The 9,880-nt window shown below is 68.2% G+C and carries 12 protein-coding genes and 1 pseudogene; 2 read left to right on the top strand and 11 right to left on the bottom strand.

Annotation, left to right across the window (positions count from 1 at the left end):
• Positions 1-94: 94 nt before the first annotated feature.
• Entirely contained in the window at positions 95-1,453 is a 1,359-nt protein-coding gene (gene miaB / locus NF876_RS20655; RefSeq protein ID WP_262270513.1) for a tRNA (N6-isopentenyl adenosine(37)-C2)-methylthiotransferase MiaB, read from the bottom strand.
• A 108-nt stretch (positions 1,454-1,561) separates the two neighbouring features.
• Complete coding sequence (locus NF876_RS20650; RefSeq protein WP_262270512.1) at positions 1,562-1,897, bottom strand: ArsR/SmtB family transcription factor; 336 nt, start codon at positions 1,895-1,897, stop codon at positions 1,562-1,564.
• Between the two features lie 113 nt (positions 1,898-2,010).
• On the opposite strand from NF876_RS20650, the gene NF876_RS20645 reads away from it, so the two are divergent.
• Positions 2,011-3,180, top strand: a complete 1,170-nt coding sequence (locus NF876_RS20645) for an MFS transporter (RefSeq protein ID WP_262270511.1) — start codon at positions 2,011-2,013, stop codon at positions 3,178-3,180.
• 39 nt (positions 3,181-3,219) lie between these two features.
• On the opposite strand, the gene NF876_RS20640 is transcribed toward NF876_RS20645, so the two are convergent.
• Together NF876_RS20640 and NF876_RS20635 are read right to left on the bottom strand one after the other, a co-directional pair.
• Entirely contained in the window at positions 3,220-3,903 is a 684-nt protein-coding gene (locus NF876_RS20640; RefSeq protein WP_262270510.1) for a glutathione S-transferase family protein, read from the bottom strand.
• A 19-nt stretch (positions 3,904-3,922) separates the two neighbouring features.
• Entirely contained in the window at positions 3,923-4,162 is a 240-nt protein-coding gene (locus NF876_RS20635) for a DUF1127 domain-containing protein (protein ID WP_262270509.1), read from the bottom strand.
• 130 nt (positions 4,163-4,292) lie between these two features.
• On the opposite strand from NF876_RS20635, the gene gcvA reads away from it, so the two are divergent.
• Complete coding sequence (gene gcvA, locus NF876_RS20630; protein ID WP_262270508.1) at positions 4,293-5,225, top strand: transcriptional regulator GcvA; 933 nt, start codon at positions 4,293-4,295, stop codon at positions 5,223-5,225.
• Positions 5,226-5,231: 6 nt separating this feature from the next.
• Here gcvA and olsA read toward each other — a convergent pair whose 3' ends face one another.
• From olsA to NF876_RS20595, 7 genes and pseudogenes are all read right to left on the bottom strand, one after another.
• Positions 5,232-6,002: a lyso-ornithine lipid O-acyltransferase gene (olsA, locus tag NF876_RS20625; protein WP_262270507.1), complete on the bottom strand. Its 771-nt coding sequence runs from the start codon at positions 6,000-6,002 to the stop codon at positions 5,232-5,234.
• Positions 5,999-6,373 carry a Fur family transcriptional regulator gene (locus NF876_RS20620; RefSeq protein ID WP_373371355.1) on the bottom strand — a complete coding sequence of 125 codons (375 nt, stop codon included), beginning with the start codon at positions 6,371-6,373 and terminating at the stop codon, positions 5,999-6,001. The genes olsA and NF876_RS20620 overlap by 4 nt, the downstream gene beginning before the upstream one ends.
• A 131-nt stretch (positions 6,374-6,504) precedes the next feature.
• Positions 6,505-6,990 (bottom strand): GNAT family N-acetyltransferase, encoded by a 486-nt coding sequence (locus NF876_RS20615; RefSeq protein WP_262270505.1) that lies wholly within the window; start codon positions 6,988-6,990, stop codon positions 6,505-6,507.
• 23 nt (positions 6,991-7,013) lie between these two features.
• The gene (gene tsaB, locus NF876_RS20610) at positions 7,014-7,697 is read right to left on the bottom strand and encodes a tRNA (adenosine(37)-N6)-threonylcarbamoyltransferase complex dimerization subunit type 1 TsaB (protein WP_262270517.1); all 684 of its coding nucleotides are present in this window, start codon (positions 7,695-7,697) and stop codon (positions 7,014-7,016) included.
• A 90-nt stretch (positions 7,698-7,787) separates the two neighbouring features.
• Positions 7,788-8,303 (bottom strand): annotated as a pseudogene (locus tag NF876_RS20605) (malonic semialdehyde reductase); the annotation flags it as partial.
• Positions 8,304-8,621: 318 nt separating this feature from the next.
• Positions 8,622-9,182, bottom strand: coding sequence for a NifU family protein (locus tag NF876_RS20600; RefSeq protein ID WP_262270504.1), 561 nt, complete (start codon positions 9,180-9,182; stop codon positions 8,622-8,624).
• A gap of 173 nt (positions 9,183-9,355) precedes the next feature.
• Complete coding sequence (locus NF876_RS20595) at positions 9,356-9,853, bottom strand: universal stress protein (protein ID WP_262270503.1); 498 nt, start codon at positions 9,851-9,853, stop codon at positions 9,356-9,358.
• Positions 9,854-9,880 lie beyond the last annotated feature (27 nt).

Genomic DNA, 9,880 nt, shown 5'->3' with positions numbered 1-9,880 from the left:
GAAAAGTGGCTCCGGTTTTCCGCACGATGCGCCGCTCAAGGAAGTGAGCATCGGATCCGATCCCGAAAGCGGGTCCACTTTTTGGGCCGATGCTCTAGGCGGCGGCCTGACTGCCGGGCCCGACCCATTCCCCGAACAGGCTGTTGGAGCCGGCCCGCGTGATCCGCACCGTCACGATCTCCCCGACCGCGTGGCGGTCGGTGTCGATCTGCACGGCTTGCAGATAGGGCGACTTGCCCGCCATCTGGCCCGGATGACGACCCGGCTTCTCCAAGAGAACGTCGAGGGTCTGCCCCACGGTTCCGTGGTTGAAGGCCTGCCGCTGCATTTCCAGCAGATTCTGCAGCCGGGCCAGACGCTCGGCCTTCACGGCTTCGGATACCTGCGCGTCGATCTCGGCGGCCGGCGTGCCGGGGCGGGGGCTGTACTTGAACGAGAAGGAGCTGGCGAAGCCCACATCGGCCACGAGCCGCATGGTCTCCTCGAACTCCGCATCCGTCTCGCCCGGGAAGCCCACGATGAAGTCGGACGAGAGGGCGAGAGCCGGCTGGGCGTCACGGATGCGCGCGATCAGGCGCCGGTACTCGTCGCCCGTGTGCTTGCGGTTCATCGCGTCGAGGATGCGGTCGGAGCCGGACTGCACCGGAAGGTGCAGGTACGGCATCACGGCGGGAATGTCGCGATGGGCGGCGATCAGGGCGTCGTCCATGTCGCGCGGATGGCTCGTGGTGTAGCGCAGGCGCGCGATGCCCGGTACCTCGGCCAGCCGGTGCAGCAGGCGGCCGAGCGACCAGACGGAGCCGTCCGGGCCCTCGCCGTGATAGGCGTTCACGTTCTGCCCGATCAGCGTCAGCTCGCGCACGCCCGCATCGGCCAGCCGCAGGGCCTCGTCGAGGATCTTGGCCACCGGCCGCGAGACCTCCGCCCCGCGGGTATAGGGCACCACGCAGAAGGTACAGAACTTGTCGCAGCCCTCCTGGATCGTGAGGAACGCCGACACGCCCCGGTTCCGGATCGCCGCGCTCGAGGGCTTGGGCAGGTGGTCGAACTTGTCCTCGATCGGGAATTCGGTGTCGACGACGCGCTCGGACCGAGGCTTCTTCAGGAGCTGCGGCAGGTTGTGATAGTTCTGCGGGCCCACCACCACGTCGACGGCAGGCGCGCGGCGGAGGATCTCCTTGCCCTCGGCCTGGGCGACGCAGCCCGCCACCACGACCTTCGTGTCCTGCCCGAGGGCCTCGCGCTCCTTCTTCATCTCGCGCACGCGGCCGAGCTCGGAATAGACCTTCTCGGCAGCCTTCTCGCGGATGTGGCAGGTGTTGAGGATGACCAGGTCCGCCTCCTCCATGGCGGCGGTTTCGCTGTAGCCCTCCGACGCCAGCATGTCGGCCATGCGCTCGGCGTCATAGACGTTCATCTGGCAGCCATAGGATTTGACGAAGACTTTTTTCACGGGGTCGGCCTGTGGTGAAAGGGTGAAGCCCCGTCTTTAAGCGCTTTGGGCCGGCATGAGAAGAGAGTTGCCTCTGTGACAGAGACAACACCCGGCGTGGCGCTTCCGTTATGCCTGGGTTCCCGGCTTCGGCCGAGCCGCCCGGCAGGCGATGATCGAATCGAGAAAGCCCGGAAAACGCCGGTCGAGGTCGGCCCGGCGCAGGCTGATCATGCGCTTCGTGCCTTCGGGCCGGACCCGGACCAGTCCGGCTTCGCGCAGCTTGGCCAGATGATAGCTCAGACCCGTCTTGGAGCCGAGATGCAGGAACTGGCTGCAGGTCATCGCGTCCTGCTCGCCCTGGGCCAGAAGCCCGATGATGGCCAGACGTGTCTCGTCGCCGAGGGCTGACAGGACATGGGCCAGCTCGATCTGATCGGCATGGGGATGGGGCAGGGACGTCATGCCGCTCAACATAAGGGGTTTCTCGCGTAGTTCAACATCCCTTGAACTAGTCCTTGACTTCGGAGAACGAGAGGTTCAATTGTTCAATGATAGTTGAACAAACCGGGTGGACCATGGACAAGCGTCTCTTCTGGCTGGCTCTCGGCACCTTCGCCATCGGGGCGGAGGGCTTCGTCATCGCGTCGCTCCTCCCGCAGATCTCCGAGGATGCCGGCGTCACCCTGATCGAGGCCGGCTACCTCGTGGTGGCCTTCGCCCTGGTCTACGCGACCGCCTCGCCGGTCCTGACGGCGCTCACCGCCGCACGGGACCGTCGCACGATCCTCACCGCAAGCGCCCTGGTCTTCGCTGCCGGCGCGCTGAGCGCCGCCTTCGCCCAGACCTACGCGGTTCTCCTCGTCGCCCGGATCGTGATCGCCTGCGCGGCCGGGCTCTACGCCGCGACCGCCCAGGCGACCGCGGTCGCGATCTCCCATGCCGACCACCGGGCGCGGGCGATCGCCATCGTGGTCGGCGGAACGTCGCTCGCCGTCGCGTTCGGGGCGCCCCTCGGGGCCTTCGTGGCCGGCTGGGCCGGCTGGCGGGGCACCTATGCGAGCATCGCCCTCGCGGGCGTGATCGCCGCCCTGGCGATCCGCCTCATGCTGCCGGAAGGGCTGCGCGGCACGAGGATGCCGCTCCGGAGCCGGTTCGCGGTCCTGGCGCAACCGGGGATCCGCCCGGCGCTGGCGACGACGCTGCTCTACATGACGGCGGGCTTCATGATCTTCACCTATATCGCCCCCATGACCCTCCAGGCCGCCGGCCTCGGCCGGTCCCTGCTGCCGACCGTGCTGCTGGTCTATGGCAGCGGCGCCGCCCTGGGAAACTATCTCGGCGGCCAGATGGCCGACCGTTGGGGCGCGCAGCGCATGGTGACGGTCGCGATCGTCCTCAATACGGGCATGATGCTGTTCTTCGCGCTCCTCGGGCATCTGCCCGACGGATGGGCCGGGCCGGCCTTCCTCGGCGCCCTGTTCCCCTGGGGCGTCATGTCGTGGTCCTTTCCGCCCGCCCAGGCGAGCCGGATCCTGGCGATCGCGCCGGGCAGCGCCCCTCTGGCGCTCTCGCTCAACGGCTCGGCGCTCTATTTCGGCGTGGCGCTCGGCTCGTTCATCGGCGGGCTGGTGCTGCGCTACGCGACCGTGGGAGATCTCGGCTGGGTGGCGGCTCTCTTCCTGGTCGCGGCGCTCGTCCTGGCCGGTGCCGGACGGCTGTGGCCGGCAGGTCTTCCGGCGGCCTGATCGGCGAGGGGGAGAGGGGGCGAAGGCCTGCCGCCTTCCTCAATCCCCGAAGGCACCCTCGACCGGGGCCGACAACGCGGCGTCGGCGGCCAGGATCTCGGACACGACTTTTGCGAAGGCCGGACGGGCGCCGAGCCGCGCATACCAGCCGGCCAGGGCCTCGTGCCCTCTCAGGGACGGGCCGCCGAGGCGGCGGGTCCAGAAGACGGGCATGAACACCGCGATATCGGCGGTCGAGAACGCGCCGCAGAGATAGTCCCTGCTCCGGAGCGCCCGGTCGAGCTCGGCGAAATGGCCGGCCAGGACCGGTTCGGCCTCCCGGGCCTTGGCTTCCTTGGCGTGCCAGCGCTCGAGATCGTCGGGCTTCGGCTCGGTCCGGTGCATCAGGAAACGCAGCGGCGCCAGCATGACCTCGTCGCCGAACACGTCGAAGAGCCGGCACCGGGCCCGCGCTGCCGGGGACTTCGGATAGAGCGCCGGATCCGGGTGGGCGTCTTCCAGGTATTCGAGGATGACCGTCGAATCGTAGAGAGACAGGTCCCCGTCCACGAGGACCGGGACTTGCCCCTTGGGATTGACGGCGAGCACGTCCGGGTTCTTCGGGCTGTAGCCGGCAGTCTGCGTGAACGGCACCAGGATCTGCTCGAACGCGAGCCCCTTCTCGTGAAGGGCGATCTCGACCTTGCGGGAGAAGAGGCTCACGGGGCCGGAATAGAGCTTCATCGGGGTGCCTTTCGGGATGTCATCGGCTGAACGCGTGCGGCAGGTGATCCTGCCAGGTGTCCACATTCAAGCCTTCCACATCGGCGCGCGACAACCCGATATCGGCAAGCTCCCGGTCGTCCATTTGGTACAGAGCCTTGGAGTTCCTGCGCGAGTCGAGCCAGGCCTCAACCCTGAGCAGGAACTGAAGCACGCTCCGCTTGCGCTCACGGCCGACCCCGTGGAACCCAAGATTTGCTGCGGCATGTCCGATCGCCATGGCGGGTCTCCTTCGATGGCGTTGCATTGAGTTGCATTGAAAGGAAATGTGCTCCCGTGATAGGTTATAAGCAAACGAGAACTTCTTGCGTAATACCCAAGTAAAACTTGGGCAAAGCTCCGGATTTGCCATGTCCCGCCGACGCCTTCCGCCCCTGAACGCCCTGCGCGCCTTCGAGGCTGCGTCCCGCCACCTGAACTTCGAGAAGGCGGGCGACGAGATCGCCGTCACGGCGAGCGCCGTGGGCCAGCAGGTGAAGGCCCTCGAAGCCTGGCTCGGACGCCCGCTCTTCGTCCGCCAGCCGAGCCGCGGCGTGGCGCTGACGCCCTTGGGGCAGGCCTATGCCGCGTCCCTGTCGGACATCCTCGACCGGCTCGATCACGCCACGGCCCAGGCCCTGCGCCCGGAAGCCCCCCATGTCATCACGGTCAGCGCTATGCCGAGCCTGACGTCGAACTGGCTCATCCCGCGGCTCGGGTCCTTCCAGGCGCGCCACCCGGACTTCGACGTCCGAGTTTCGGTCTCGATGCAGCTCACCGATTTCGCCCGGGAGGACGTGGATATTGCGATCCGCTTCGGCCAAGGCGCCTATCCGGGCCTGCGCACCGACCTGCTGATGGACGAATACTTCTTCGCGGTGTGCAGCGCGGGCCTGCTGGGCGATCCGGAGCGGCCCCTGCGCGAGCCCGCGGACCTGCGCCGTCACACCCTCATCCACGAAGCCGTCGGCGGGGTGCCGGACTACACCACCTGGGACCGCTGGCTCGCGGCTCTCGGCGTCACGGGTGTCGACACCTCCCGCGGCCCGCGCTTCACCCACACCTATCTCTGCCTGCAGGCCGCCGCGTCCGGCCAGGGCGTGGCCCTCGCCACCAACGTGCTGATCGGCGACTACCTGCAGGCCGGGCGCCTGGTTCAGCCCTTCCCGCAGCAGGTGAAGGGGGCCTACCAGTATTACGTGGTCTGTCCCGAAGCCACCGCCGACCGGCCGGCGCTGGCCGCCTTCCGGGCCTGGCTCATGGAGGAGGCGAAAGCGTCCGGCGTGGAGGCGACGCGGGGGTGAACGGCCTCAAGCCGCCTTCAGGGCGCGGCGCACCTCGGCCTCGGCGGACGCGGTGGCCTGCTTGCGGTTGCCGTTGAACGGGATCGGCTCGCCCCAGGTGACCACCACGTCGAGGGGGACGCCTTGGACGAACAGCTTCAGGTGGGGCGCGAGATCCATGTCGCCGTACCAGGCGATGAAGGGGCGCTCCCGCCGGGTCACGGGCAGGCCGTTGCGGCGTGTATACGCGATGGCGAGCGGCTGGAGGAACACCCGCTCGACGTCGTCATGCATGAGGGCCGTCTGGGCCGCGCCCACCAGGGACGAGCGGAAGGGCAGGAGGCGGTTGCCGTCGCTCGTGGTGCCCTCCGCGAACAGCACGATCACCTCGCCCTTGACCAGCCGGTGGGCGAGCGCGTCGTTCACCTCGGCGGTGGCCTTGCGGCGCTGGCGGTCGATGAAGACCGAGCGCTGGAGCCGCGCGAACAGGCCGACCACCGGCCAGCCCTCGATCTCGGATTTCGCGATGAAGGAGAGCGGGTGGAGGGAGCCGATCACCGGAATGTCGAGCCAGGAGACGTGGTTCGACAGGACGATGGTCGGCGCATCGGTCGGCGGTGTTCCCCGCTCGATCACGCGCACGTTGAAGATCGTCAGCAGCGCCCGGTGGAACCACACGGGCAGCCGGTGCAGCATGGACGACCATCCGAAGCGCAGAGCCAGCATCTGCCAGGGCACGAGCACGAGGCTGCACAGGCCGAGCAGAAGGAGCCGGAAGACGACGCCGGGTCTCGTCACGCGTCGTCCTTGTCGAGCGGCACCGCGTAGAGCTCGAGCCGATGATAGACGACCCTGTAGCCGAGCCGCTTGGCGATCTCGTTCTGCAGCGCCTCGATCTCCTCGGACCGGAACTCGATCACGGCGCCGGTTTCCAGGTTGATGAGGTGATCGTGGTGCTCCCGCGCGGCCTGCTCGTAGCGCGAGCGTCCGTCGCGGAAATCGAGCCGCTCGAGGATTCCCTCCGTCTCGAAGAGTTTCACCGTGCGGTAGACCGTGGACAGGGAGATGCGGTCGTCCACCTCGGCGGCGCGCCGGTGCAGCTCCACCACGTCCGGGTGGTCCTCGGCCGAATCGAGGACCTGCGCGATGATCCGGCGCTGGCCGGTCATGCGCAGGCCCTTGTCGCGGCAGGCGCGCTCGATGGCGTCCGACCGGCGCGTTTTGGCGGATATGCTGTTCCGTGTGACCAAGGCTCGAATGACTCCTTGCGGAGGCTTATAGGCGAGGGAAGCGAGGCGGGCTATAGGTCCAGGGCCATGGTCAGCGCGGCCACCGTCGTTCCATCGGCTTTCCGATAATAGCCGTCCCTCCGTCCGATGTCTCGAAAGCCCAGGCGGCGGTAGACGGCGAGGGCCGGCGCATTGCCTTCCTCGACCTCCAGGTGGATCCGGGCCACCCCCCGGCGCGCGAGCGCGTCGAGGTGGCGGGAGAGCAGCGGGCGGGCATGGCCCTTCCCCCGCGCCTCCGCGGCGATCGCCACCGTGATGATCTCCGCCTCGTCGAGCACGATCCGCGACAGGGTGAAGCCGACCGGTTTCGCCGTGCGTCCGAGAAAGAGGCCGTCGGCCACAACGCCGCGCTCGCCGAGCAGGCGCTCGAAGTCGAGGGTGCTCCAGGGGCGCGCGAAGGCCGAAGCGTGGATCGCTGCCAGACGGGCGGCCGCCTCGGTCCCGACGGCTTCGATGCGCGGGGCCGGCGGATGGATGAACCGGTCGAGAATGCTCATGGGGGGATGCTATGGCGGGGATGCTATTGCCGGGCGATCCGGGCCCCATCCTGCGGCTTGGCGTCGGGCTCGCGCAGGTAGAGGGGCTTCGGCAGGGCCTGGTTCGGATCGGCCAGCGCGCCGAGGCGGGCCACCCAGGCGATGTCGGGAAAGCCCGCGATGTCATTGATGTGGGCCTCGACCCCCTGAGCGCGGGCTTCGGCCGCCAGCATGGCCGAGGCGGATCCGGCGACGAGGATCGGGCCGGATCCAAGGAGCCGGATCGCATCGCGGTAGGTCATGAGACCCGGCGGGATGATCGTGCGCCCGCCCGGCGCGATCGCCTGGATGTAGATGTGGCCGTGCTTGGCGTCGATGGCCGCGGTGAAGAGCCCGCGTCGGTCGCCCACCATCAGGGGCGCCAGGAAGGCCGACAGGGTCGCGACCCCCACCACGGGAATGCCGGCCGCCAGGCCGATGCCGCGGGCGGCCGCGATGCCGACCCGGAGGCCCGTATAGCTGCCGGGCCCGACCGTGACGGCGACCCGGTCCAAGCTCTCGAAGCCACCCTCGACCTGGGCCGAGAGCCGGTCGAGCAGCGGCATCAGGGCCTCGGCATGGCCGCGGTCCATGGGGATGGTCTCGGCGGCGAGCGGCACGGGCTGCCCGGCTTCGACGATGCAGGCCGAGCAGGCGCCGAGGGCGGTATCGATGGCAAGGACGCGCAACATTCGTCTCCGTCAGGTCTGCGCCTTTCTTTAGAGCATGAGTCGGAGAGGAGGGAACCCGGTTTCTTGCCGCTCGACCGTCATGGTCCGTCAGGCGATGGCGCAGAAATCCTCGAAGGAGAGGCGCGGCTGGCGCGGATGGAGCTTCTCAGGGATGCCGTAGCCCAGATTGACAAGGAAGTTGGACTTGGCTTTCCCGTCCGGGAAGAACGCCTCGTCGACCCCGTGGCGGTCGAACCCGCCCATGGGGCCGCAATCGAGCCCGAGCGCGCGGGCCGCCATGATGAGATAGGCGCCCTGGAGGCACGAACCCTGGAAGCCCGCCCGTTCGATGGCTTCGGGCTTGCCGGCGAACCAGCCACGCGCCTCGGGGCTGTTGGGCGCCAGGGTGGGGAGCTTCTCGTAGAACGCCGTGTCGTAGGCGACGATCACGGTGGCGGGCGCGCTCATGGTCTGACGCACATTGCCCTCATCGAGATGAGGCCTCAGCCGCTCCTTGGCCTCCCGCGACACCACGAAGACGAAGCGGCCGGGCGAGGCATTGGCGCTCGTCGGGCCGAGCTTCGCAAGATCGGCGACCGCGCGCAGGGTCTCCTCCGGGATCGGGCGGTCCTGCCACTAGCGCATCGGACGGAAAAGTGGACCCGGTATTCACTAGCGTGGCCCTTCGGGTCACTTGCGCGGCCCGCTGGGTCCGCCTCATCCGATGCGCCGGTCAAGAGTGGGAGCCTCGGATGAATCCCAAAAGTGATGTCCACTTTTCACGTCCGAGGCCCTAGCGATGGGTGCGGGCCTGGCGGAAGAGCCGGTCGAGAGCGGGATCGGGCAGGGCGGGCAACGGGAGACTCCAAAGAAAAAGCGCGGCCGACGCAGCCGCGCTTCGAGGACTGAGTGTGCTTCAAGAGCTGAATGTCTTGGGCTGGATCAGACGGCCTGCACCTCGCGCACGTCCGGCAGGAAGTGGCGCAGCAGGTTCTGGATGCCGTGGCGCAGGGTCGCCGTCGAGGACGGGCAGCCCGAGCAGGCGCCCTTCATGACGAGGTAAACGGTGCCGTCCTTGAAGCCCCGGAAGGTGATGTCGCCGCCGTCGCCCGCCACCGCCGGGCGGATGCGGGTCTCGAGCAGCTCCTTGATGGTCTCGACCGTGGCGGCATCGGCATCGTCGAAGAACTCCTCGCCGTCCTCCTCCGTGGCCCCGTAGCCGTTGGCGAAGAGCGGCGCGCCGGTCATGAAATGCTCCATGATCGCGCCGAGGATGGCCGGCTTCAGGTGCTGCCACTCGCCGTCCGCCTTCGTGACGGTGACGAAATCGTAGCCGAAGAACACGCCGGTCACGCCCGGAACGGAAAAGAGCCGCTGGGCGAGGGGCGAGATCTCGCCCTGCTCGGGCGTCTTCGCCTCGAACGTGCCTTCCGGCATCACGACGCGGCCGGGCAGGAACTTCAAGGTGGCGGGATTGGGGGTCGCTTCGGTCTGGATGAACATCGCTTCTCTCGTCCTCTGCGCCGGTTCAAGGCCGGCCGAGTAGGGGTGTTAGAATCGTTCTAACAGGTTCCATGTCCAATGTGGAATGGATGCCGGCGGATTCCAAGGGGAGAATGGGTGTCCGGGCGGCATGCCGGGGCTGCAGGATCCGGCCGTGCGGCAGCCGGCGAAGGTCAGCCTGCCAGCGCGTCGATCTCTTCATCGGTCAGGCTGCCCGGCACGATCACGATGGGAACCGGGAAGGAGGCGGCCGAACGGCCGGCAAGGGTCGAGACCAGGGGGCCGGGTCCTTCCTTGGCGCTGCCCGCAGCCAGCACCAGGAAGGAGATGTCCTCGTCCTCGTTGATGAGCTTCATGATCTCGTCGGCCCGAACGCCCACCCGGATCACCTGCTCGGGATCGACGCCGGCGGCGCTGCGGGCCTCGCGGGCGGCCGCATCGAGCTGCTTCTGCGCCTCCTCGCTTGCCTCCTCGATCATCGCCTCGCCGACGCCGAGCCATTCGAAATTGTCGGGCGGATCCACGACCGCCAGCATGATCATGCTGGCGCCGGTGCGGGCCGTTCGCCGCGAGGCGAAATGGACCGCCCGGGCGCATTCCGGCGTCTGGTCGACCACCACCATGAATTTCGGGCGATGGCCCGATTCGTAGGATCGACGTTTGCCGCTCACAGCCAGCTCTCCTGCATCACCAGAGCA

The organism is Microvirga yunnanensis (assembly GCF_025460875.1).
The sequence above is the reverse complement of the archived record's forward strand: the minus strand, read 5'-3'. Positions and strand labels throughout refer to the sequence as shown.